A 20,178-nucleotide genomic window follows, 5' to 3' on the forward strand; every position below is an offset into this window, starting at 1 on the left:
GCGTGACGTCGTGTCCATGATGTCCTCATCGCTGGACCCGCCTACAGAGGCTGTTCCTGGGTGATGCAGTGGATGGCGCCGCCTGCCGGCACGACGGCGCCGACATCGACGGTGACGATGCGGCGGTCGGGGAAGGCGCTGGCAACCGCAGCCTTGGCTTCCTCACTCGACGGGCGCCCGAAATCCGGCATGACGACGCCGCCATTGGCAAGCGCGAAATTGATGTAGGAGCGGGCAAATACAGCACTTGTTGCCTCGACGTCGTAGGCCTCGGGGATAGGGATGACTTCGAAATGGCGGTCGCGCGCGTCGGTCTGGCTGGCAAGTGCGGCAAGATTGTCGGCAAGGATGCGGCCGTGCAGGTCGGACGGATCGGGATTGAATTCGAACATCACCACGCCGGGCCTGACGAAGCAGCACATGCCGTCGACATGGCCGTCGGTCTCCAGATCCAGCGGATCGCCGGGAAGCCACACGACCTTTTCGAGGCCGAGCATGCGTATGAGCTCCTTCTCCACCCAGGCCTTGGAGATGCCGGGGTTGCGGTTGGAATGGAGCAGGCTGGTTTCGGTCGCGATCAGCGTGCCTTGCCCGTCGGTCGTCAGCGAGCCGCCTTCGCAATGCAGGAAGGAGCGCAGGATGGATGCGTCCTCACGGGCCAGCAGCCGCTCGGCCAGCGCATTGTCCTGGTCATAGGGTTCATGTTTGCGGCCCCAGGCATTGAAACGCCAGGACACGCCGGCAAGGCCGCCATCGACCAGTTTCACGAAGGTCGGGCCGGAATCGCGGATCCAGCAATCGTCGATCGGAATTTCGACCAGTTCGATCCGGGGTCCAAGCTGCGCACGGGCGCCATCGGCATGGTCGGGATGGGCCACCATGGTGACAGGCTCGAACTCAGCGATGGCGTGGGCGACATCGGCATAGGCTTTTTGCATGGCGGGCAGGGTGGCGCCATACATGTCCTGCCTATGCGGCCAGGCCATCCATGTCCTGGCATGCGGCTCGAACTCCGCCGGACGCCGGATCTTCAAATGCTGCGCCGGCCATTCGATGGCGTTCATCAAACTCTCCATTCATGTATTGAACTCATTGTTAATCGGCACCAGCCGCCGTACAACTGAGAAGGATTCCTGACTTCAGTGAATGGAATTCATGAATGGTGAAGTTCCGGCATATTCCGCCGACGCAGTTCCTGAAAGGGTTCGAGGCAGCCTCGCGCCTGGAAAGTTTCAGCCGCGCCGCTGAAGAGCTTGGCCTCTCCCAGTCGGCGATCAGCCATCAGATGCGCCTGCTCGAGGGTCATATCGGTCAGCCCCTGTTCATGCGCTTCGGCCGCGAGGTGCGGCTGACCGATGCCGGACGCGATTATCAGCGCACCGTGCGCCGCTGCCTCGACCTTCTGGAGGAGGGCTACCGGCGCCTGGAGCCCTATAGAAAGCCTGGCAGCGTCGTGATCTATGCGCCGCGTGATTTCAGCCGGCGCTGGCTGCTGCATCGCCTGCCGGCCTTGCGGGCGGCCGTTCCGGCCTGCGAACCATGGCTCGACACCAGCGGCGCGCCTGTCGATTTCGAGACCATGGAACTCGACCTCGCAATCGTCTACGCGGACGCGCCTCCTGAAGGCTGCGAAAGCCTGCTGATCGTCAGCGATTTTCTATCACCTGTCGCGACGAAGGATCTGGCCAGCACGCTGCGCACGCCCGCCGACCTGCTTGGCGCCTCGCTCATCCACGACGAGCGCCCGACCGGCTGGGCGGACTGGTTGCGCAGTGTCGGCATGGAGCCGAACGGCACCTGGCACGGAAGCAATTTCAGCGACAGCGACCTGGCGCTCGCGGCCGCCGAGCAAGGCCAGGGTGTGGCGTTGGGCAGCCTGACTTTGGCGGCAGAGGCGATCGCTTCGGGGAGCCTCGTGCAGCCATACGAACTCGTCCTTGATGCGGGGCGTGGATGGTATGCGATTTCCACCCGGGATCGGTTCCGGGATGTCGATGTGCTGGGGACCTGGGAGTGGCTGGGCGAGCAGGCGCAGATGGCTCCTCCCCAGCATCGTTCATGACCAAATGCGGTCCCGGAACGAACCTGATCCGCTCGTCACTGCGGTGGAGGCTCAGGCCGTGCCGAAATCGGGGCGATGGCGGCCCGCTCGCTGCATCGTGACAGCACCAAGGTTGCGGAACTCCGTCACAAGATGCGAATTTGGGTGGTACGAGGTTTTGCGAGGATGCCACGATGCCCACATGCAGGACTGTGCTTTGCACGGCAGCGATGGTGATTGCCGCTACAAATTTTGCCAACGCTCGGCCTGACACGCGGAAAATGACGTGTGCACAGACTCAGGCCCCTGATTCAGAGCCAACATGCCGCTGTGCTGAGCACCGGACCGAACACTTATGATCGCTATGTCCGCCAGTTCGGCAATGAGTGCGATGCTCCTTCTGTGCCGATGGTTGACTATGTTCCGGCCAGTGACGGTCAGTGCATGGTTTATCGGTGCGAAGAACCGTCGCCAATGGTTCCCAATTGATCCGAGGCCGGTGCGGTTTTCCCGGCTCTCACAGAATTCAGAAACTGGCTGATGCCATTTACTTGACCTTTTGGATCTCCGGAGCCGGCGTCTGGTCGGTCGCCGGAGCCGGCGTGCAATCCTGACCCTTGCAGTCGAGGACGGGGTCCTTGGCCGGAGGCAGGCAATTTTGCCCCTCGCAATGGACTGGCGGCTGCAGTGGCGTTCCTTCGCCGTCTGGCGGAACGGGCTTATCTTCAGCGTGTACGGCCGATAGTCCTACCAGGGCGATGATGGCTGTGCACAAAAGCGATGTTCGCAGCAAGTTCATTCCCGCCTCCAAGGCTGAGAGCGTGCAGAACTTACACTTTCGAACCGGAGCCGACATACTGCCACCCGCCAACGACGTTAACGGCGCGTTTCCACCAAGCTCGACGCGGATACGTCGTGCAAATTGTCGGTGGCATGTCTTTGGGAAGATCTGGTACGCCCAAGGGGAATCGAACCCCTGTTACCGCCGTGAAAGGGCTTCTAATATATCCAGCGCCGTCCAGACCAATTCACTGAACCCCTTGCGACATAAGGATTTGTGCCCAGTTGCGTTTATGCTTGTCCAATATGGTCCACGCCTGTATATTGGACAAATTGTTGGACACGGCAGGGCAGGGACATGGCAAAGAGAGTTCGTGACGCTACGCTCGACAGCAAGGATGCGCGGGCAAAACTGAAGCCGCGCGGCAAGCCTTATTACAAGAGCATCGGGCCAGGTCTTCATGTCGGCTACCGCAAGGGCAAAGAGGCCGGGCGGTGGGTGGTTCGCATGTATGTCGGCGATCAGGACTACCGCGTCGAGACCATCGCGGATGCCGACGACAAGCTGGATGCGAATGGCAACACGGTCCTTTCGTTCTGGCAGGCCCAGGATAAGGCCAGGGAGCTTCACAAGCGGCTATCAGGCGATAGTGGCGAGGTTGCCAGCGCTTACACCGTCAAGAAGGCCGTCGACGATTACCTCCTATGGATGGAGGGCAATCGGAAATCCTCCAAAGATGCACGGTGGCGCGCGGAAGCACTGATTCTGCCTGAACTCGGCAGCGTCGATGTCTCAAAGCTCACCGCCAGCCAAATTCGGAAATGGCATAGTAAGGTCGCTGCTACGGCGCCGCGCCTTCGAACCAAAGCCGATGTCCAACAGCGCTTCAAGGAGATGGGGACAGACGCGGAATCGATCCGGCAGCGCCGCGCTACCGCAAACCGTGTTCTGACCATCCTGAAGGCCGCACTCAACTACGCCTGGCGCGAGGGCAAGGTGACATCCGATAAGGAATGGCGCCGCGTCGAGCCGTTCGAAGATGTCGAGAGCGCCCGCGTTCGCTATCTGACGATCGCGGAAGCGCAACGGCTGGTGAACGCGTCGAGCGGCAGCTTCCGGGATCTCGTCCAGGCAGCGCTGCAGACCGGCGCCCGCTACAGCGAACTGGCTCGGCTCCGGGTCGAGGATTTCAACGCCGATGTCGGCACCCTGACCATTCGGCAAAGTAAGTCAGCGAAGGCTCGCCATGTCGTCCTCACCGACGAGGGAAGCGAACTTTTCGCGCAACTCGCGACGGGGAAAAGTCGGGGCCAACTGCTGTTGACCACGGAGGCCGGCGGCATATGGGAGAAGTCGCATCAGTTCCGGCCGATGGTCGAGACTTGCAAGAACGCCAAGATCATTCCTGCAATCGGCTTCCATGGCCTTCGGCATACCTGGGCCAGCCTGTCCGTTATGAATGGGATGCCGCTGATGGTCGTTGCCAAGAACCTTGGCCACACCGACACGAGGATGGTTGAAAAACACTACGGGCACCTATCGCCCTCTTACGTCGCCGATGCGGTGCGGGCGGGCGCGCCACGCTTCGGAACGGTAAAGTCATCCAACGTTGTTCGCATCGATGGGGGCGTATGATGGTCAGCTTTGTCCCCCCAGGCTATTCAGAGCTTCGCACTGTCGTCGCGCAGCATGGCGTTGAGGCCGCTCGCAACAAACTCTTTATGGGAGAACTACAGGCGTTTTGTTTCAACGAGGCCGGCGGCAGCTTTTACGAAATTTCCCCGGAAGACTGGTCACGGGCAGTCGCCTCTGAATGGTTGAAATGGGGCGAGTGGCGGACAGACATTAGGGATCGGGGTGTCCCAATCTTGGTGGCCAATCCAAAGCCGATGCATTTGGTGCCGACAGCACCGAACCTTGAAGGCCTATATCTGTCGCCATTCATGCTGCTTATGATCCAAGCGATCAAGAAATACGACATTCGAGCGGATCAGCCACCGCCACTTGTCAAAACACTAGAGCACTTCTTTATGGACCAATCACTTCCCGGAGGCAAAAAGGTGACCCTCCGCATGGCGGGGGCGATGGCCACCGCAGTTCGGCCTTTGGAAGCCATGGGAGGAGGTAATCCGAAGACCAAGAGAAAGGGTTGAACCCTTTACCCCACCCGTCAATAACCCTTCAACCGTAGAGCGAATTTCCAGCGCCATCCATCTTGGACCTGTTCTCAACAGGAGCAACCCCGATGGATTACGCATTTGAAGCTTATTGCATTCCGGAGTTTTGCGCCGCGCACAGGATTAGCCGCGCAAGTTTCTACAACCTCGTGAAGGCCGGTACCGCTCCGCGCACCATGAAGGTTGGCGGGCGCGTTCTGATCTCGAAAGAAGCCGCTGCCGACTGGCGCAAGGCCTGTGAAGCGGTCGAGGCGGCGTGATGCACCAGATCGACCTAGAACCTGACGTCGCCGTCCAGGCGGCGGCCGAATGGCTGGCGAAGGGACGCGACCCGACCGGCCAGGCGATCGTGCCTGAGATGAAAACCCGCTTCGGCATCACGGCGCTTCAAGCCATCGAGGCGATTCGCATGGCCCATGTGTTGCGAGTGGGAGGTGCAAATGGGCCCTCCTGAAATTGAAACCGCCGCCCCGAGTAGCATCGGGAACGGCGGGAATTCCAACGGACCAATCCGTGGAATTTATCCGAACTTCTCGATTTCGGCAAATGACTTCGCAACGGCATTCATTGCCGTCCGTTGGCATCTGCCGGCGCCGACGGCCCGCGTGGTGGTCGAGCTTGCCTGTCTGGGAGGTCGCCCATGACCTCGCCGGCAACGAAGTGGAAGAACGCTCATCCGAAAGCTGTATGGGCTCAAGCGGCCCTTCGATCGGCGCTCAAGCGTGGCCTGATTATTCAGGAGCCTTGCAAGGAATGCGGCGCCCTCGATGCCGAGGCGCATCACCCCGATTACGACAAGCCGCTCGACGTCGATTGGCTCTGCCGCCTGCATCATCGCCACGCCCACATGCAGCTGAAATGCGAGGCGGCATCATGACCGAGCAATTTCAACCGGGATTGAAAAAGGGTCGCGGCATGGCGCAAGCCTCGCTCGACCTGATCGAGGCGATGCACCAGATCGCCGAGGCGATGCAGCCGATAACCGGTCGCGGCATCGGCTACAAGCTTTTCACGGCAGGGCTGATCCCGTCGATGTCGACCAACGACATGCAGAAGGTCTATCGGCTCCTGCGGATCGCGCGAGAACAGGGCGACATCCCGTGGGACTGGATCGTTGACGAGACGCGTGAGTTGGAGCGCGTCTCGACCTGGGACGATCCAGCGCAATACGCTCGCGCCGTGGCGCGGTCCTATCGTCGCGACTTCTGGAATCAGCAGCCATATCGCGTCGAAGTGTGGTCTGAGAAGGGGACCGTTCGGGGTGTCCTGAAGCCGGTGCTCGACCATTACGCAGTCGGCTTCCGTGTCATGCATGGTTTCGCCAGTGCGACCACCGTCAACGACATCGCCCAGGATGATGACGGGCGGCCCCTGATTGTCCTCTATGCCGGCGACTACGACCCGAGCGGCATGTACATGTCAGAGGAAGACTTGCCGCGGCGCCTCGCCGAGTATGGTGGCTCCCATGTCAGGTTCCGGCGCATCGCCCTGACTGTTCACCAGTTGGACGGACTTCCGTATTTTCCAGCGTCCGACAAGAGCAGCGATAAACGCTACCGTTGGTTCATCCGCAACCACGCGCACCATTGCTTTGAACTTGACGCCATGGACCCGCGCGACCTGCGCGATTGCGTGGACAGGGAGATCAAAGGGCTGATTGAGCCGGAAGCCTGGGCGCGCTGTGAAACGGTAAACGCGGCCGAGTTGGAATCACTGCAGTCAATACTTTCGGGATGGAGGGCGGCATGAGGACGAAGCGCGAATTCTCAAAGGTCTCCCCTGCCATTTGGCGATCGAAGCGTTTCAACGCTCTTGGCGCCGACCGCGCCAGGCTGTTGCACCTGTATTTCATGACCTGCCAGCACCAGAACTCGGCCGGCTGCTATCACCTCCCGGAAGGCTATGCGGTGGCCGATTTGGACTGGTCACTGGAGGAGTATCGAGCCGAGCGAAAGGCTCTGCAGGCGGCCGAACTGATCGCCTACGACGACGAGACCGAGGAGGTGTTCATTCGGCGCTGGTATCTGGTCTGTCCGCCACAAAACGAGAAGCACGCCGCAGGCATCATCTCGCGGATTGCCGAGATCGAAAGCGATGCGATCCGAGAGATCCTGGAGGTCGAGTTTACCGAGGCCAACAAGGGCCGATGGGCTGCGAAAGCGAAGAAGATGGTGGCTGACGATGACGACAACCGCAGCCCCTTCTGAAACCCTTTCGATAGTGTCTGCATACGGTATCGGAACTGTATGCATATACAGAGACAGAGACAGAGACAGAGACGCATACGTAGACAGGAGACCGAGAGAGAGAAGAAAAAAGACGTCAGACGAAGAGCGCAGACGGCAGACCCAGACAAAGACCTTTTCTTCCGGGCGTTCTTTGCGCTGCCTCCGCATGCGCGCGCGAGCCGCAGACGCGTTCGGAGCACGTTCATTTTCCCCAAGCAAGCAAGCTCCGGCTGGGTGTCTCCAGATTGCCGCCTCATCAAGGCGGTAACCTGTACACGCGTGGACGCCGATAGTCCAATAAATACAGTGCGATAGCGTTGTGCTTCGGGATAGTATGTCCAACAGTTGGACCATATGGGGGCTCAAAAGTGCTTTCCGATACCGCCGCGATAGCCGCCGCGATAGCCGCCGCAAACGTAGCCGACAGCCATGCGAATGGCCGGCCTCTTGCGGTTGACATGATCGATCGCCGGACTCGCGAATGGCGCCGCCGGTGCGAACTGATCGCTGTCTTCGCCTCAGCACTTGCCGGAAGTGTCGTTTCGCCGATCCTGGCAGCCTAGATCGAGACCGCCGCCGAGCTTGCCGTTGTTGCCGAAATGACCCGCGCAAGCTTCATGGCCGGCGCTGGAGCCGTGGCCGATGACGTCGTCCGCACTGCGAACCAGGCGGCGCGGGCAGAGAAGGCGCTCGGCATCGCCGCCAGGACCAAGCCGCAGAAGCCCAGCCTTGAAGCCTATCTGTCCGGTGCAGCCGCCGCATGAAGCCGCTCGTCACCATGAGGCAGGCCCTCACTGACCCTCAGCTGCTCGGCAGTGCCATTCCTGGCCCGTCCTGGGCTGTGTGGAGGGCGCTGCTCATTGCCGCGATGGGCGAACCGCTGACCGACGAGGAACGCATCCTATTCACGTCAGTGACCGGACGAGATGTCGAGCCGCTGGAGCCTGTCGACGAGCTTTGGTGCATCGTCGGGCGCCGTGGAGGCAAGACCCGTGCAGCGGGCACGTTGGGCGCCTACGTTGCCACCCTATGCGACTGGAGCGACAAGCTTGCACCCGGTGAGCGCGGCGTGCTGCCTGTCCTGGCAGCTTCGACATCGCAGGCCGATCGGTGCTTTGCGCATATCGCCGGTGTGCTCCAGCATTCGCCCGTTCTGTCGGGCATGATCGAGGGCGAGCCGACCGCTGACACCATCCGCTTGTCGACCAAGATCGATGTGCAGATCAGGCCGGCCAACTTCCGCACCATCCGCTCGATCACCGCTGTTGCCGCCATCTGCGACGAAATCGCGTATTGGATGATCGAGGGCTCCAGAACCCTGATCGCGAGATCCTTGCCGCCATCCGGCCGGCGCTGATCACCACAGGCGGTCCGCTGGCCGTCATCTCGTCGCCCTATGCGCGGCGCGGCGAGCTTTATCGGTCATACCGAAGCGACTACGGGCAGGAAGGTGACCCGCTGTTGCTCGTAGCAAAGGGGGCATCGAAAACATTCAATCCGAGCCTGCCACAGGCGGAAATCGACAAGGCTTACAAGCGGGATGCAGCGTCCGCGGTTGCGGAATATGGCGGCGAGTTCAGGATCGACGTCGAAACGCTGCTGACCCGCGAAACGGTCGAGGCGGCAATTGATCTCAACGTCACGGCGCGGCCTCGCGTGTCTGGTGTCAGATATCGTGCCTTTGTCGATCCGAGTGGCGGCTCTGCCGACTCGATGACGCTTGCCATTGGCCACAGGGAGGGCAACAGGGCGGTTCTCGACCTCACCCGCGAGAAGCGGCCGCCGTACAGCCCGGAAGCGGTCACAGCCGAGTTTGCGGCCATCCTGAAATCGTTTGGGCTTTCGTCCGTCACCGGCGACCGGTTCGGCGGCGAATGGTGCCGCGAGCCCTTCCGTCGCCACGGCATCGACTACCGGTTGAGCGACGCCAGCAAGTCGGAATTGTACATCGCCCTGGTTCCCGCCCTGAATTCGAACCGGGTGTCCCTGCTCGACGACGATCGCGCGGTTGAACAACTCGTTGGGCTTGAGCGGCGAACAGCCCGCGGCGGCCGTGATTCGGTCGACCACCCGCCGGGCGGACACGATGACTTGGCCAATGTGATCGCGGGCGCGGTTTATCTAGTGCTTCAGGCTGCCGTGCAAGGACCGGTGGCCGCGTCCGGCACCTTCACCACCTATCGCGACCCGTGGGCGCCGGAGAGCCCTTACACCCGAAGCTTCGGTTAAAGCGAAAAGGAAACGATCATGGCGACTCGTATCGAAGCATTGAAATCTCGTTGGCGTCCGGAATGGTCCGATCGTCGCGACCTGTCACGGCTCAATGCTGCCTTCAACAAGGCCCTTCATTTCATCGAAACCGTCCCAAAAACCCGCTCGCAACTGGCTGGACCGGGCACCCTGTCGGAGAAGGGTCTGAACGATGCAGTACGAGCCCTGGCGGCCGAAAAGGTGGTCCCTGATCTCCGCCGGACTATGTGGGAGGCTGAGAGGACGGCCAACGGCATCAAGAATGATCTTTCGCGTCTTGCGGTGCCAAGGCAGCACGACAAGACCGATATCGCCGGCGCGATGCTGCGCGGCGAAATCCGTTCGATGCTGCGAGGTATGGACAACGGCGAACGCATAGGCCTCGTGATGTCTGACCCGGCTTTCCTCACCGCGGCATTCGAAGGCCCCGCCGCGCTTTCCGGCCTCACCGAGGAACTTCGCACCGATCTCGAGCGGCGCATGATCGAACAGGCCCACGGGCCGGCCATCGAGGCGATCAACAGCGCCAAGGAAGCAGTCGAGCTGACCCAGGCCGCAATCGAAATGGCGGTGGGGGCGGTGAAGACCGAAGGGGACTTCGGCAATGATTCTTTCTTCAATTCCTGGATGGTAACCGCCAGCGCGGAAGTGGAACGCGAGATCGCCGCCGAGAAGGCCAAGCACGAGAAACCGCCAACCTCTGCGGAGGCGCTCACCGTTCCAACCTGGCGGTTCAGGGATGGGGAATTGGTCCAAGACGGCTTCCACACCTTCCAGGTAGCGGCTTAGGGGATCACGAGCATGAAAACGCTCGCACCGAATGGCGTCACCACCCTCAACCTGCCGGCCTTCAGCGCGTTGTCGATTACCGTTTCGGGATCTGGATCGGGAAGCATCGAGCGTCTCGGCAACAATCCGGGCGATGCATCGCTGGGGACGACCGCGATCAGCGCTGCCACCACGGTAGGCCCGTTTGCCTTCACGACCAGACACGCTCTGCGCAGCAACCTCGCCACGCTGTCTTACGACATCGCCGCGGTGGATTTCCCGGCTGTGACACCGGCGATCGAGCGCATCGTCAAGCTTTCCCAAGCTGATTATGACGCGCTGTCACCTGCCGATCCTGCAACGCTGTATCTGATTGTCGGCTGACGGAGGCCACTGATGTCATCAACAGCAACACTCGGCTTCGCGGTCGACTCCTCGCAGGCTGTTGCCGCGACGTCGAACCTGGAGAGGATGACGGCTGCCGCCGCTCGGGCCGAGGCGGCGCAGCAGCGGCTTGCGGCGGCGTCCACGGGGTCGAATATCGCCATGGCGCGGATCGCGTCAGGCGTCGATGCCGCCAATGTGTCGCTTGCGAAACTGGTGGCCGCCGCCGAAGGCAGCAACGTGCTTCTGGGCAAGCTGACCACGATGGGCGCCGCGGCCGGCGCGACCATGACGCAGTTGACAGCCTCGACCACGACGACCACGGCAGCGCTGGCGGAGGTCGCCACGGCAACGAAGGTCGCCAATGCCGAGTTGAGTACGCTCGGCACTGGTGGCCGAGGTGGCTTGGCCGCCGGCACGATCGCAGCCAAGGATTTCGCGGCGGCCCTTGAAGCGACAGGCGGCAATCTCTCCAAGATCACGCCGGCCATGCTCGGCCTGACCGCACAGACGGAGGCCGTTGCGGTTGCAAATCTACGTGCAGCGGCCAGCACGGCTGAGGTGGCAACTGGGGCAGAGGCTATCGCGGCATCGAGCAAGTCAGCCGCCGCCGGTATGGCTACGCTAGGGGTGGCCGAGACGGAAGCCGCCGCCCTCAGCGCTGGCGTTACGCGCGAGTTCATGGTCCTCGGTGCCGAGGTCGCACGGGGAAATTTCTCGCGCATCCCCGGTTCGCTGATCGTCTTGAACGAAAGGTTGCTCTCGACAGGCACTGGCGTGCTGACGATGAGCAACGCGATGAAAGCTCTTGGCGGTCTAGCCTCGGCCGTCTTCAACCCCTTCGTTCTCGGCTTCCTGGCTCTTACGGTCGGCGTCGAAGTGGCAATCAAGGCGTTTGAAAAGCTCGATGGCAGTACTCTTTCGCTGAAGGACGCCACGGACAGCCAGCGCAAGGCGGTCGATGATCTCGCCGACGCCTATCATCAGGCAAAGCTTCAGAAGGATGCTTTCTACGCCAAATCTGTCATCGCCGCCGAATCCGATGCGCGGCGCACGACGGATGACCTCAAGATGGCGTCTGGTGTCGCCACTGCTGATGCTCTTTCCCAACTGATCAACCCATTCGCAGCCGGTCAGGGCGTCATCGTTGCACGAGATCAATTCGCTGCGTTCAATGAACAGATCGTTAAAGTAGTCAAGGAAGCGCATAACGGACCCGTAGTCTTCGCCGCCTTCGAAAAGTCGCTCAACGACGTCGTTGCACAAAACCCCGGTCTGCAGAAGACGGAGGACAGAATCCTCGGCATTGTCGCCGCCGCGACGGAAGCAGCGGCTCAGATTGGCAACACCGCCAACGTCATCAAAGACCTGAACCGCGCTTCGGTCGGAAACTTCGACCGTACCCAGCAGGCCGGCCAAGACCAGTCCGTGATGAGCCAGCGGTTCGGCGACGATCCCTTTGCCAAGTTGCGTGAACAGCAGATCCAAAAGGAACTCGCGCTGGCTACGGCGCAGGAACAGCGCAAGCGCTCGCTCGACCAGACGCTTGCATCCGCGCAACTCGATCTCGAACTCGTCGGCAAGACCACGGCACAGGTCGAAGGCCTGAAGGTAGCCTTCCAGCTTGAAGCGCAGGTCCGCGAGGATGCCGCGCGCAACGGCATCGATGATGAAAAACAGTTCCAGGCTATCTATGGCGAGACGATCGCCAAGATCAAGGAAACCTCGGTCGAGTATGGCAAGAACATTGCGTTGCAGCAGGCGCACCAGCAGATCCATACCCAGCAGAGCGATCTCGAACTAGGCAAGCTCGAACTCACCTTGGTCGGCCAAAACACGTTGGCACGTCAGGCTGCAATCGAGGTGCTCAAGACTGAGCAACTCATCCGCGAAAAAGGCATCCCATTTTATGGGACAGAGGCCAATCTGTTGCGCGCCAACACGGCTGAACTCAATGCCCAAGCCGAGGCGATGGCGCATGCGAACCTCCAGAAGAGCCTGCTTTTCGATCGCGCCCAACTGTTCCGCAACGCCGATGACCAGGCGATCGCCTCCGCCCAGCAGAGCGCCGGCCTGCAGGTCGATCTCAACAGCCAGGAAGCTCAGATGATGCGCTACAACATGGCGCTGACGGAGACGAAGGACACCTTCAAGACGCCGCGACGGTGACGGCCGATGGCGTTGTCATCGATCGCGTCAAGACGTGGCCCGATAAGGTTGGCGAAAAGATCGATCCCTTCGCCGCCGTTGGAAACGTCGTTCCCATTGGATCGAACCGGCAGCAGCGGCGAGCGGCGGAGCGCCAGGCAAAGAAACGGGCCTTAAGCCCCCTGGCCGCGCGCTGAGTCTGTCAAATGATCGACAACGCCTCTACCTGAAACGCTCCGCGGCTTCTTTGATGGCGTCCCATCCGTAGACGGCGCCCGACTTGGTAAGGATCCGCGCGAGCGGATGTCGATCCGTCAATGGAACCTCCAACGCGTGATAGATTGCCCGTTCGAACAGATCGAAGGAGACGCCCTTCGCGTCGGGATTCTCAAACCAAGTTGCTGGCTCGTTAAGATTCGTCGGCATTCGCGCTCCCTACCAACTCCCCGTGATCGGTCGCTGACTATGAATGGGCGGCTTGCCCGGAAGGCCAAGCCTCGATCGCTCGCCTTCCGCGAAGGTCTCGGCGGCGGCCTGCGTCTCGAAAAGGTGCTGCGTTACCTCGCCCTTTTCGGCGGTCCGCACGGCCCATTGGTCGGCGGAATGACTAACTTGCACGTCATCCGGCTCGCCAGCTACCATCTTTGTTAGCCAAGCGGTTGATCGTTGAATGGCTTCTGCCACCATATAAGGTAGATCGACCCCAGCTTAATTACGGGTACCCGCTTCTCACGCTCTCTAAGGCGCAGTTCGCGATGGGTCTTCACCTTCAGGGTGCCTCCCGGAAGTCTTATTTCAACAGCCAAAGTAGAAACCCCAGTAGTAGATCAGCAAGCATAGCAAGCGCCATCCAAAACGGCACTGTCAATCCAAGATTTTCTGATGCCAGACCCCTGCGATGGTGATGACAAAGTGCCAAGCCACAGACGCCCGCCAAGGGTGCGCGCGACGCATCTCCGCTGTAGGACAGCGGCCGGCAGGAACGCGCGCTGGTGAGGCCCTACACAGACACATGCCCGAGTTATCCACAGGTAGTCCCCAACCGTCGTCGACAGGCAATCGCTTAACGACAAGCACGCCTTCCCGACCTAATATTACGGTGGGCTTAATTGCCCTCCATAGGCACACTCCAGCCCGTTGCCGCCGATAGGCAGCGGGTTTTTTCATCGGACCACCCTTGCCATCTCAATCGCTCAACGCGGACCCTGCATGCGGGAAGTGACAGGGAAGGAAGTCGAATTCATCCATCACGCCCAACCGGCTTCACCGCACGTTTCGCAACGCCCGAACCGCTTCGACTAATGTCTCTCGATCATTACCAAGTGTCCTGATCAGATCCCTCAACTGGTCGAGCGGGATGCCGTTTTCCACGGCAAAAACCGCATCCTCATGAACCTCGACGACTTCCCGCTTCGGCTGCTTTTTGGTCATGAGCCCACCCCTGGTTGCGACCAATTTAGCGCAAAGGCGATATTTCGTCGATTACGGATTTGACGAAGGCGGCCCGGCACCTTTGTTGGGGTGGAATGTAGCACCGGGCCTGACCGGCGAGGGCACGCCGGCTGGCGCGACCGTAATGTTAGCAAATCTGCAAAAGAACCCTGCATGGACGTTTTCCCCGGTATTGTCCCATTTCGGGACGGGGGTGCTGGCATCGCTCTTGCGTCGGATGGATGCCGGGTGATTCCGGCCCTGATCGCGTACCTGATCAGGTAGTAGGCTCGCGGGGGCTTGAAGTGGGTGGGGTCTTGGCCCGGCGAGTTCTCCTCCAGCGCGTGGCGATCGGCCCAATGGCTTTGATACTTGCGCGACTGCTAAAATAGTGAAAATTTCACCTGGAGCCCATTGGGGAATGGGAACCGGATTTGGGACGATGTATTTTCCGCAGTTTCTGGTGGGGATGTTCACCACGTCTGCCCTCGTCGGGGCTTGGGCCTATGTGGCCACGGGATCTATCTGGAAGGCTGTTGCCTGGGGCATCGTCACTGCGATTCTGTTGCAGGTCGGGTACTTCGCGCTTGTGTTCAGGCTTGTCTACGGGCGGCGAGACACCGGGCAGGCGATGGAGGAAAATCCGGACGCCACCAAACAGCCGGTCCTTCCGAGCCATCCACTACGCGGAGACGGTCGCTAAAGGGGCCTAAAGCTGCGCGACCGCTTCGCCCCCTGCGCGTGCAATGCCAGATGACCTCATTCCGAAGCTGAAGTGCGCCAAATGCGGCGGCAAGAAAGTCGGGCTGATCTATACGCCGGACACGTCGCCGAACGCCTACGGCAAGGCAAAGGAGGCCGATGACCGGGACCATGGAACTTAACGCCTGTTCCGCTTTAATGGCCCCATGAGCACACGCGGAACCGACTTTTTGTACAAATGGATTGCATCCAACGTTCCTGAAACGGTGGGCGCAGATATCATCTCAGTTGCCGAGCTTACCCATAAGCTGTTCGCTGACGCCAAGGCGATCGGCATAAGCAGCATGGAGATCGAGGAAGACACCGGCAGCGTCTATGAGACAATCCTGGACGCCATCGTGCACCACGATGCAGGCGTGGCGGATTGAGGAACGAGCGCATGACACAGATGCCGAAGACAACCTACGTCGTGAGCGTGTTTGAGAAGCCTAATTGGCGCACCGTGATTACCACGACGGACAAGCAGGCGGCCTTCGATATGGCCAAGGAGATCGGCGACAAGGTGCGGGTCGAGACGATCACGCCGAAGGTGAAGCGCTGATGGTCTTTGCGAAAAAATGGACGCCGTTGCGCCTAAGCCGGGAAAGCGCGGTCCCTATAGAAAATCTAATGCGTGACCTAGAATTTCTTTAAGGCAAGGCACTCGATATTTTTGTGGGTTGGCTTACAAAAACCTGATGCAGATAGCAGCAGAATTGCTTACGGCACTTGGCGACAGCATTGAGGCAATCAGGAAACACCTCGTCACCATCGACCAGCTGGAGCTGGAAGAGCTGCTTGGCGTGCTACCGTCACGGTCACCGCCCGGCAGCGCCGAAATGGTGATGCGTATCCTTTTGTATCGTGAGATCGAAAGGCGCGGTGCCGATGAACTGCCGCGCGATCTGCACTAGCCGCGTTCGTCTATCGTACATTGAGGGGCAAGAGGCGCTACGCTAAGGCGTTGGCTTCCTCAGCCTCACACCAGCACCGCCGCCATTCTCGGCGATGAACTCGACGCCGGCCGCCTCCAACGCTCGGCGGACGGCTGCCACATTGTTGGTGAGCCCCACAGCGGCAAACTCGCTCGCTTCCATTCTTCGAAGCGTCGCTACTGATATCGATGCGGCAGCCGCCAACTCGCTTTGCGCAAGCCCCAGCAAAGCCCTGGCCGCAGATATTTGTCGACCAGTGAATTGAGTGCTTTCGCTCATTTTGCGCTAATCCGTTGACAATCGCTTGATTTGAGCGAAAACTATCACAGTCAATTAAACCGCTCAAGGAGCAACCACCATGCCGAACACCCATGTTCCGGCAGCCGGCGAAGCTATGCCCGCTGACCGGATCGCCATCGTCGGTCGGTTTTCCGGCCGTGTCCTAGTCCTGCAGCGGAGGCGGTCATGACATGCGCCGCAATAGCCATGCTGCTGGCCGCAGCGGGCCTCCGCACGCGCCTCGGGCGCCTGTGGCTGGCCCGTGAACTACTCCGCGCCTCCAACGTGCTGTACGAGGCCGGCAGCCGCGCCCTTGCCAACGTGAAGGAGGATCACCTCAATGGATGACCTCCAGATCACCAAGAAGGCCGAGCGCTACGTCGCCGAAATGTCAACCGTGGTTGACACCGGGCGCTACGTCGGCGCGTTTCACGAACCCGAAATGGGCCGCTTCGACGGTGCCCTATACCTGATAGTGGCCGAGAATGACCGCGTGGCCATAGCGACCTCGATCGAGCGGCTGATTGACGTGCTCGACGCCATGTCGCTAGATCCTGACTTAGAGGACGGCGCCGACGATGAGCCTTCCATTGCCGGTGACGACTGCGAGCGTGACGACTGCGACGATGAGGACAGCGGCGACAGTGAGCCTATGATGGGCGCCGGCGAGCGCCATCCTACATCACGAGAAAGCCCATGGGGCCGCTGTGGCGAGTTGACTGTCATGCGCTACGGCAGCAACTCACAAGAGGACTGGGCAGGCGAGCGAGCGACGGCACCGAGCCAAGACGAGTGCGAGGCTGAAAATGAACATGGAGGCGACGTGCTCGACGAACCGCACGACGGCCGGGACGATGACGAATACGAGTTGGGCTGGACAGAGCATGTCGACCAGCGTCTCGCCGGCAAGGTCGAGCAAAACACTTGGAACCATCCCGAAGGCGAGCCCGAACTAGGCTGGTCGGGCATTGCCACCGGTTGGCGTGGGAACGACGCCGTAGACGACAGGGAAGGCGACGACGAGCGGGAGTTCGATCACGGTGACTATGACGGCCCCGGCTTCATATCGGGGGGCCTAGGCCTCTAATCATTCCGCACGCGAACCAATGAGCCCGCTGCCTCATGGTGGCGCTTTTGCATGCGACTGCGGAAATTGATCCAGCGCCCGGTCGCGGGAGGAACGAGTCGGCCAGAGTCCGCGTTATTCACGATCGAACCGATGGAGGTAACACCGTGAGGAAGCTAATACTCGCGGCCGTGATCGCGATTGCTGGCACGGCCGCTGTAGTTGAACCGACGCAAGCGCAATTTCTCTTCTCGCCGTTCGGGGGTTATAACGGTGGCTATCTTGGTGGCTTCGGAGGATTTCCCTCCCCATATCGCCACTATTACAACCAAGATTACTACGGCGATCAGTATTATGATGGGCAATATCGCCCGTACTACCGGCACCACCACCGGCACTACTACTACCACCACCACAGGCATCACCACCATAGGCACTACCACCACTACTGAAATACGACACGCTGTCGCATTTGGCCCGCTGCCTTACGGTGGCGGGCGTTTAAACGGAGCCCGCGAGATGTGAGAGAGGCACCGGCTCCAAATTCGTAAGAAGTCATTGCTGTTGGTTCCTCGCTCGTCTCGGCCTGCTGCCTCATCCCGCCACTTGCTGATCTCCTCGTTATGCCGCTCGTACCATTGGCGAAGTCGCTGCGCCCTTGCCGCGTCCGACCTGGCTGCAACCAGTCGGGCCGATTGGTCACCGTCCGGAAGGCGCAGTGGCACCGCGAACACCACCCTACTTACCGTTCGAGATCGATTGTCGTTGCCGCCGTCGGCTCGCAATGCCCACACTCTGATAGACTCTTTGCCGTCGGCCGAGATTCGGCCGTCACAGCGATATCGAAGTCGACGCGGACGAACCCTAAGTCAGAAAGCACGGACAGATTGCTGCCAAGCTCGCCAAGGAATGACGCGTTGACGTTCTTGCGGATCTCAGTGTCCTGCGCTTTGGCAACGCCGGAGAGTATCTGTCCCAGGGTCTCTGAGATGAATTGTTCCAAGTCCATTTTTCTACCCCGCACGTAGGGTGCGTCCATTCGGAACTGCTAATATTCGCAGGCGCGGGGGAATTGCAAGCAATAGGATTCGGGATGGATATTGGCCAAAAATTGGACAGAGCAGGGAGGTTTTCAGCTAAGTGATTGAAATCTCTGGTACGCCCAAGGGGAATCGAACCCCTGTTACCGCCGTGAAAGGGCGGTGTCCTAACCGCTAGACGATGGGCGCGCTCAGACGAAGCGGCTTATACTGACGTTGTGCGCAACCGGCAACCCGTCAGTTGCCGCCTTGGACAACTTTTTTCCGGTGTTTGGAAACACGGGCGTTTCGTCACGGCTACACTGCTTGATGGATTAGTGGAGACATCCATCGCTTCGTCATTCCAGGGCGGAGCAAGGAGCGAAGCGACGCGGCGCAGACCCTGGAATCCATTCCGCGACTTTTGAACGCCACAGCGGCGCAGAATTCGGTCCCGCAGCGCTCTTTGGCCAGGGCGCGGCATGGATCCTCGGGTCTCCGCGACGGAGCTTCGCTCCTGCTACGCCCGTGGATGACGAAGTTGGGGACGCTTCGGCCTATCTCGAATGTTTGGGGATGCTCCACTGGAGCGATCTTGGCGGAACGATCCTGGCTGCCAACAGGCTCCAGCCTGTCAAATCGCGCTGCTAGCCGTCGTCACCACCGCCGCTGCGCCGGCGGCAGCGCCAGTTCCAGTCGCGCTCGGGGCCGACGTCGACGTGGACCGATTCGGTGTGGCAATAGGTGCCGACGCCGCCACGGCCGGGCATGGTCCTGATGTAGTTCGCCAGCTCCCATTTGGAGACGCCGGGCACCTGGATGTCGGCGGCGGCGCAATACATATGCAGCGAGTTCTTGGCGCCGTTGGCGCGGCGATTGCGGGCCGGGTCGCGATAGCCTGAGGTGACCATCATCTTGCGACCGTAATGGCCTTCGATCGTCTTCAGCACGCGCACCAGCGACGGCTTCAGGCAGGCGACGTCGACGGTCTCGTTCTGCTTGAGCAGCCCGTTGGGCGCCAGCCGGGCCATGCCGGCAGCGGACGCAACCTGATAGGAGCCGCCGATTGGCCCCTCGTCCTCATTGAGGTCGACGTCGCTTTCGTCGTCGAGGCCGGATTTGCGCTTGATCTCGAACAGGGCGGTCTGGCGCACGCCGGGCAGAGCATCGCCGCCCGTGATGTGACCGGCTTCGTCGCCGGTCGAGGCCAACTGTATCGGCTTTGCCGTGGAGTCGGCCGAGGCCAGCGTGATGATCGGCTTGGCCGCCGCCGCCGGCTTGGCTTGCGCGGCCGGCTGTTCGCCCGACCTGGTGTTGACCAGCGGCGCGGGCGTTGCCGAAGCGGGCGTGGCGCCAAACATCGAGGCCAGGAAGCCTTTTTTCTTCGGCGCCTCGGCTTGCGGCGTTTCGCCCGCGGTCACATAGACCGGATTGTTCATCACCGGTGCCGCGGCCGGTTTCGGCGTCGTCACGGCGGCATCGGCGGCGGCGATCTTCTGGGCGACCGCGTCGGTCTGCTGCGCCGTCTGGACCGGCTGCTGCAAGGCCCGCGGCGTTTGTCCCGCGATCGTTTCAACGCCGGCCGGCGTTGTCAGTGGAAAGGCGGCTTGCGGCTTGGCCACAGGTACGTAAGCGACCTTTTCGGGCAGCGCCGTGTCACCTTCGCTCATCACGGTCGTCTGCGTGGTCGTCGTTTGCGATGTCGAATCGGCGGTGGCGATCGGCTTGCCGGTGGCGGCCGCATTGATGTTCGAGGCGGAAGCATTGTAGCCGGGCATTCCGACCGACATTGTCGGGTCGCCAGCCGAGGTGCAGGAGGCCAGGAGCACGGAGCAGAGCGCTGCCACAATGGCGCGGCGTTCTCCCTTTGCGAGGCTCCATCCTGCTGATTTCAAAGTCAAATTCCCCCTCGATGTCCGGTCGGTATGTC

The 20,178-nt window shown here is 60.8% G+C and carries 28 protein-coding genes and 1 tRNA gene; 22 read left to right on the top strand and 7 right to left on the bottom strand.

Features of this window, described 5'->3' with window-relative positions; translation table 11 throughout:
- Positions 1 to 41: 41 nt before the first annotated feature.
- The gene (locus AC0V7N_RS22035; RefSeq protein WP_475450485.1) at positions 42 to 1,064 is read right to left on the bottom strand and encodes an agmatine deiminase family protein; all 1,023 of its coding nucleotides are present in this window, start codon (positions 1,062 to 1,064) and stop codon (positions 42 to 44) included.
- Positions 1,065 to 1,159: 95 nt separating this feature from the next.
- Between AC0V7N_RS22035 and AC0V7N_RS22040 the strand changes: the two genes are divergently transcribed.
- The 14 genes from AC0V7N_RS22040 (at position 1,160) to AC0V7N_RS22105 (ending at position 12,798) form a co-directional block, all read left to right on the top strand.
- Positions 1,160 to 2,062 (top strand): LysR substrate-binding domain-containing protein, encoded by a 903-nt coding sequence (locus AC0V7N_RS22040; protein ID WP_475450486.1) that lies wholly within the window; start codon positions 1,160 to 1,162, stop codon positions 2,060 to 2,062.
- Positions 2,063 to 3,329: 1,267 nt separating this feature from the next.
- Positions 3,330 to 4,457 carry a tyrosine-type recombinase/integrase gene (locus AC0V7N_RS22045; protein ID WP_475450487.1) on the top strand — a complete coding sequence of 376 codons (1,128 nt, stop codon included), beginning with the start codon at positions 3,330 to 3,332 and terminating at the stop codon, positions 4,455 to 4,457.
- Complete coding sequence (locus AC0V7N_RS22050) at positions 4,457 to 4,975, top strand: hypothetical protein (protein ID WP_475450488.1); 519 nt, start codon at positions 4,457 to 4,459, stop codon at positions 4,973 to 4,975. Before AC0V7N_RS22045 ends, AC0V7N_RS22050 begins: the two co-directional genes overlap by 1 nt.
- Before the next feature lie 92 nt (positions 4,976 to 5,067).
- Positions 5,068 to 5,259 carry a helix-turn-helix transcriptional regulator gene (locus tag AC0V7N_RS22055; protein WP_496627249.1) on the top strand — a complete coding sequence of 64 codons (192 nt, stop codon included), beginning with the start codon at positions 5,068 to 5,070 and terminating at the stop codon, positions 5,257 to 5,259.
- Entirely contained in the window at positions 5,259 to 5,453 is a 195-nt protein-coding gene (locus AC0V7N_RS22060; protein WP_475450490.1) for a hypothetical protein, read from the top strand. Before AC0V7N_RS22055 ends, AC0V7N_RS22060 begins: the two co-directional genes overlap by 1 nt.
- A 186-nt stretch (positions 5,454 to 5,639) precedes the next feature.
- Positions 5,640 to 5,876, top strand: a complete 237-nt coding sequence (locus tag AC0V7N_RS22065; RefSeq protein ID WP_475450491.1) for a hypothetical protein — start codon at positions 5,640 to 5,642, stop codon at positions 5,874 to 5,876.
- Positions 5,873 to 6,748 (top strand): hypothetical protein, encoded by an 876-nt coding sequence (locus AC0V7N_RS22070; RefSeq protein WP_475450492.1) that lies wholly within the window; start codon positions 5,873 to 5,875, stop codon positions 6,746 to 6,748. The genes AC0V7N_RS22065 and AC0V7N_RS22070 overlap by 4 nt, the downstream gene beginning before the upstream one ends.
- Complete coding sequence (locus AC0V7N_RS22075; protein WP_475450493.1) at positions 6,733 to 7,206, top strand: hypothetical protein; 474 nt, start codon at positions 6,733 to 6,735, stop codon at positions 7,204 to 7,206. Before AC0V7N_RS22070 ends, AC0V7N_RS22075 begins: the two co-directional genes overlap by 16 nt.
- 620 nt (positions 7,207 to 7,826) lie before the next feature.
- The gene (locus tag AC0V7N_RS22080) at positions 7,827 to 7,991 is read left to right on the top strand and encodes a hypothetical protein (protein ID WP_475450494.1); all 165 of its coding nucleotides are present in this window, start codon (positions 7,827 to 7,829) and stop codon (positions 7,989 to 7,991) included.
- On the top strand, positions 7,988 to 8,584 hold the full coding sequence (locus AC0V7N_RS22085; protein WP_496627250.1) for a hypothetical protein: 597 nt from the start codon (positions 7,988 to 7,990) through the stop codon (positions 8,582 to 8,584). The genes AC0V7N_RS22080 and AC0V7N_RS22085 overlap by 4 nt, the downstream gene beginning before the upstream one ends.
- Positions 8,521 to 9,456 (top strand): hypothetical protein, encoded by a 936-nt coding sequence (locus AC0V7N_RS22090; protein WP_496627251.1) that lies wholly within the window; start codon positions 8,521 to 8,523, stop codon positions 9,454 to 9,456. Before AC0V7N_RS22085 ends, AC0V7N_RS22090 begins: the two co-directional genes overlap by 64 nt.
- 18 nt (positions 9,457 to 9,474) lie before the next feature.
- Positions 9,475 to 10,266 (top strand): hypothetical protein, encoded by a 792-nt coding sequence (locus AC0V7N_RS22095; RefSeq protein WP_475450496.1) that lies wholly within the window; start codon positions 9,475 to 9,477, stop codon positions 10,264 to 10,266.
- A gap of 12 nt (positions 10,267 to 10,278) precedes the next feature.
- Positions 10,279 to 10,629: a phage upper tail fiber protein gene (locus AC0V7N_RS22100; RefSeq protein WP_475450497.1), complete on the top strand. Its 351-nt coding sequence runs from the start codon at positions 10,279 to 10,281 to the stop codon at positions 10,627 to 10,629.
- Between the two features lie 405 nt (positions 10,630 to 11,034).
- Positions 11,035 to 12,798 (top strand): hypothetical protein, encoded by a 1,764-nt coding sequence (locus AC0V7N_RS22105; RefSeq protein WP_496627252.1) that lies wholly within the window; start codon positions 11,035 to 11,037, stop codon positions 12,796 to 12,798.
- 201 nt (positions 12,799 to 12,999) lie between these two features.
- Here AC0V7N_RS22105 and AC0V7N_RS22110 read toward each other — a convergent pair whose 3' ends face one another.
- Both AC0V7N_RS22110 and AC0V7N_RS22115 read right to left on the bottom strand, forming a co-directional pair.
- Complete coding sequence (locus tag AC0V7N_RS22110) at positions 13,000 to 13,203, bottom strand: hypothetical protein (protein WP_475450499.1); 204 nt, start codon at positions 13,201 to 13,203, stop codon at positions 13,000 to 13,002.
- 837 nt (positions 13,204 to 14,040) lie between these two features.
- Complete coding sequence (locus AC0V7N_RS22115) at positions 14,041 to 14,208, bottom strand: hypothetical protein (RefSeq protein ID WP_475450500.1); 168 nt, start codon at positions 14,206 to 14,208, stop codon at positions 14,041 to 14,043.
- Positions 14,209 to 14,650: 442 nt separating this feature from the next.
- Between AC0V7N_RS22115 and AC0V7N_RS22120 the strand changes: the two genes are divergently transcribed.
- The 5 genes from AC0V7N_RS22120 (at position 14,651) to AC0V7N_RS22140 (ending at position 15,863) form a co-directional block, all read left to right on the top strand.
- Complete coding sequence (locus AC0V7N_RS22120; RefSeq protein ID WP_475450501.1) at positions 14,651 to 14,911, top strand: exopolysaccharide production repressor protein; 261 nt, start codon at positions 14,651 to 14,653, stop codon at positions 14,909 to 14,911.
- Between the two features lie 43 nt (positions 14,912 to 14,954).
- Positions 14,955 to 15,092, top strand: coding sequence for a hypothetical protein (locus tag AC0V7N_RS22125; protein WP_475450502.1), 138 nt, complete (start codon positions 14,955 to 14,957; stop codon positions 15,090 to 15,092).
- Between the two features lie 24 nt (positions 15,093 to 15,116).
- Complete coding sequence (locus AC0V7N_RS22130) at positions 15,117 to 15,338, top strand: DUF768 domain-containing protein (RefSeq protein ID WP_475450503.1); 222 nt, start codon at positions 15,117 to 15,119, stop codon at positions 15,336 to 15,338.
- Between the two features lie 11 nt (positions 15,339 to 15,349).
- Entirely contained in the window at positions 15,350 to 15,511 is a 162-nt protein-coding gene (locus AC0V7N_RS22135) for a hypothetical protein (RefSeq protein ID WP_475450504.1), read from the top strand.
- Between the two features lie 136 nt (positions 15,512 to 15,647).
- On the top strand, positions 15,648 to 15,863 hold the full coding sequence (locus AC0V7N_RS22140) for a hypothetical protein (RefSeq protein ID WP_475450505.1): 216 nt from the start codon (positions 15,648 to 15,650) through the stop codon (positions 15,861 to 15,863).
- 42 nt (positions 15,864 to 15,905) lie between these two features.
- Here AC0V7N_RS22140 and AC0V7N_RS22145 read toward each other — a convergent pair whose 3' ends face one another.
- Positions 15,906 to 16,163 (bottom strand): transcriptional regulator, encoded by a 258-nt coding sequence (locus AC0V7N_RS22145; RefSeq protein WP_475450506.1) that lies wholly within the window; start codon positions 16,161 to 16,163, stop codon positions 15,906 to 15,908.
- A gap of 186 nt (positions 16,164 to 16,349) precedes the next feature.
- Here AC0V7N_RS22145 and AC0V7N_RS22150 point away from each other — a divergent pair, with 186 nt between their 5' ends.
- From AC0V7N_RS22150 to AC0V7N_RS22160, 3 genes are all read left to right on the top strand, one after another.
- Positions 16,350 to 16,511 carry a hypothetical protein gene (locus AC0V7N_RS22150; protein WP_496627253.1) on the top strand — a complete coding sequence of 54 codons (162 nt, stop codon included), beginning with the start codon at positions 16,350 to 16,352 and terminating at the stop codon, positions 16,509 to 16,511.
- A complete protein-coding gene (locus AC0V7N_RS22155; protein ID WP_475450508.1) occupies positions 16,504 to 17,250 on the top strand; it encodes a hypothetical protein in 747 nt (248 codons plus the stop codon). The genes AC0V7N_RS22150 and AC0V7N_RS22155 overlap by 8 nt, the downstream gene beginning before the upstream one ends.
- A 201-nt stretch (positions 17,251 to 17,451) precedes the next feature.
- On the top strand, positions 17,452 to 17,754 hold the full coding sequence (locus AC0V7N_RS22160; RefSeq protein WP_496627254.1) for a hypothetical protein: 303 nt from the start codon (positions 17,452 to 17,454) through the stop codon (positions 17,752 to 17,754).
- A gap of 217 nt (positions 17,755 to 17,971) precedes the next feature.
- Here AC0V7N_RS22160 and AC0V7N_RS22165 read toward each other — a convergent pair whose 3' ends face one another.
- The 3 genes from AC0V7N_RS22165 to AC0V7N_RS22175 all read right to left on the bottom strand — a co-directional run bounded on the left by AC0V7N_RS22165 (position 17,972) and on the right by AC0V7N_RS22175 (position 20,149).
- Complete coding sequence (locus tag AC0V7N_RS22165) at positions 17,972 to 18,268, bottom strand: hypothetical protein (RefSeq protein WP_496627255.1); 297 nt, start codon at positions 18,266 to 18,268, stop codon at positions 17,972 to 17,974.
- Positions 18,269 to 18,383: 115 nt separating this feature from the next.
- A tRNA-Glu gene (locus AC0V7N_RS22170) sits at positions 18,384 to 18,458 on the bottom strand.
- 437 nt (positions 18,459 to 18,895) lie between these two features.
- Positions 18,896 to 20,149 (bottom strand): D-Ala-D-Ala carboxypeptidase family metallohydrolase, encoded by a 1,254-nt coding sequence (locus tag AC0V7N_RS22175; protein ID WP_496627256.1) that lies wholly within the window; start codon positions 20,147 to 20,149, stop codon positions 18,896 to 18,898.
- Positions 20,150 to 20,178 lie beyond the last annotated feature (29 nt).

The sequence above is a fragment of the Mesorhizobium kamtschaticum genome (assembly GCF_056174585.1).

Bases quoted from the DNA above. Each gene is read 5' to 3' on its own strand.
- AC0V7N_RS22035 (WP_475450485.1), bottom strand. From the start codon at position 1,064: ATGAACGCCATCGAATGGCCGGCGCAGCATTTGAAGATCCGGCGTCCG.
- AC0V7N_RS22040 (WP_475450486.1), top strand. From the start codon at position 1,160: ATGGTGAAGTTCCGGCATATTCCGCCGACGCAGTTCCTGAAAGGGTTC.
- AC0V7N_RS22045 (WP_475450487.1), top strand. From the start codon at position 3,330: ATGTATGTCGGCGATCAGGACTACCGCGTCGAGACCATCGCGGATGCC.
- AC0V7N_RS22050 (WP_475450488.1), top strand. From the start codon at position 4,457: ATGGTCAGCTTTGTCCCCCCAGGCTATTCAGAGCTTCGCACTGTCGTC.
- AC0V7N_RS22055 (WP_496627249.1), top strand. From the start codon at position 5,068: ATGGATTACGCATTTGAAGCTTATTGCATTCCGGAGTTTTGCGCCGCG.
- AC0V7N_RS22060 (WP_475450490.1), top strand. From the start codon at position 5,259: ATGCACCAGATCGACCTAGAACCTGACGTCGCCGTCCAGGCGGCGGCC.
- AC0V7N_RS22065 (WP_475450491.1), top strand. From the start codon at position 5,640: ATGACCTCGCCGGCAACGAAGTGGAAGAACGCTCATCCGAAAGCTGTA.
- AC0V7N_RS22070 (WP_475450492.1), top strand. From the start codon at position 5,873: ATGACCGAGCAATTTCAACCGGGATTGAAAAAGGGTCGCGGCATGGCG.
- AC0V7N_RS22075 (WP_475450493.1), top strand. From the start codon at position 6,733: ATGGAGGGCGGCATGAGGACGAAGCGCGAATTCTCAAAGGTCTCCCCT.
- AC0V7N_RS22080 (WP_475450494.1), top strand. From the start codon at position 7,827: ATGACCCGCGCAAGCTTCATGGCCGGCGCTGGAGCCGTGGCCGATGAC.
- AC0V7N_RS22085 (WP_496627250.1), top strand. From the start codon at position 7,988: ATGAAGCCGCTCGTCACCATGAGGCAGGCCCTCACTGACCCTCAGCTG.
- AC0V7N_RS22095 (WP_475450496.1), top strand. From the start codon at position 9,475: ATGGCGACTCGTATCGAAGCATTGAAATCTCGTTGGCGTCCGGAATGG.
- AC0V7N_RS22100 (WP_475450497.1), top strand. From the start codon at position 10,279: ATGAAAACGCTCGCACCGAATGGCGTCACCACCCTCAACCTGCCGGCC.
- AC0V7N_RS22110 (WP_475450499.1), bottom strand. From the start codon at position 13,203: ATGCCGACGAATCTTAACGAGCCAGCAACTTGGTTTGAGAATCCCGAC.
- AC0V7N_RS22115 (WP_475450500.1), bottom strand. From the start codon at position 14,208: ATGACCAAAAAGCAGCCGAAGCGGGAAGTCGTCGAGGTTCATGAGGAT.
- AC0V7N_RS22120 (WP_475450501.1), top strand. From the start codon at position 14,651: ATGTATTTTCCGCAGTTTCTGGTGGGGATGTTCACCACGTCTGCCCTC.
- AC0V7N_RS22125 (WP_475450502.1), top strand. From the start codon at position 14,955: ATGCCAGATGACCTCATTCCGAAGCTGAAGTGCGCCAAATGCGGCGGC.
- AC0V7N_RS22130 (WP_475450503.1), top strand. From the start codon at position 15,117: ATGAGCACACGCGGAACCGACTTTTTGTACAAATGGATTGCATCCAAC.
- AC0V7N_RS22135 (WP_475450504.1), top strand. From the start codon at position 15,350: ATGACACAGATGCCGAAGACAACCTACGTCGTGAGCGTGTTTGAGAAG.
- AC0V7N_RS22140 (WP_475450505.1), top strand. From the start codon at position 15,648: ATGCAGATAGCAGCAGAATTGCTTACGGCACTTGGCGACAGCATTGAG.
- AC0V7N_RS22145 (WP_475450506.1), bottom strand. From the start codon at position 16,163: ATGAGCGAAAGCACTCAATTCACTGGTCGACAAATATCTGCGGCCAGG.
- AC0V7N_RS22150 (WP_496627253.1), top strand. From the start codon at position 16,350: ATGACATGCGCCGCAATAGCCATGCTGCTGGCCGCAGCGGGCCTCCGC.
- AC0V7N_RS22155 (WP_475450508.1), top strand. From the start codon at position 16,504: ATGGATGACCTCCAGATCACCAAGAAGGCCGAGCGCTACGTCGCCGAA.
- AC0V7N_RS22165 (WP_496627255.1), bottom strand. From the start codon at position 18,268: ATGGACGCACCCTACGTGCGGGGTAGAAAAATGGACTTGGAACAATTC.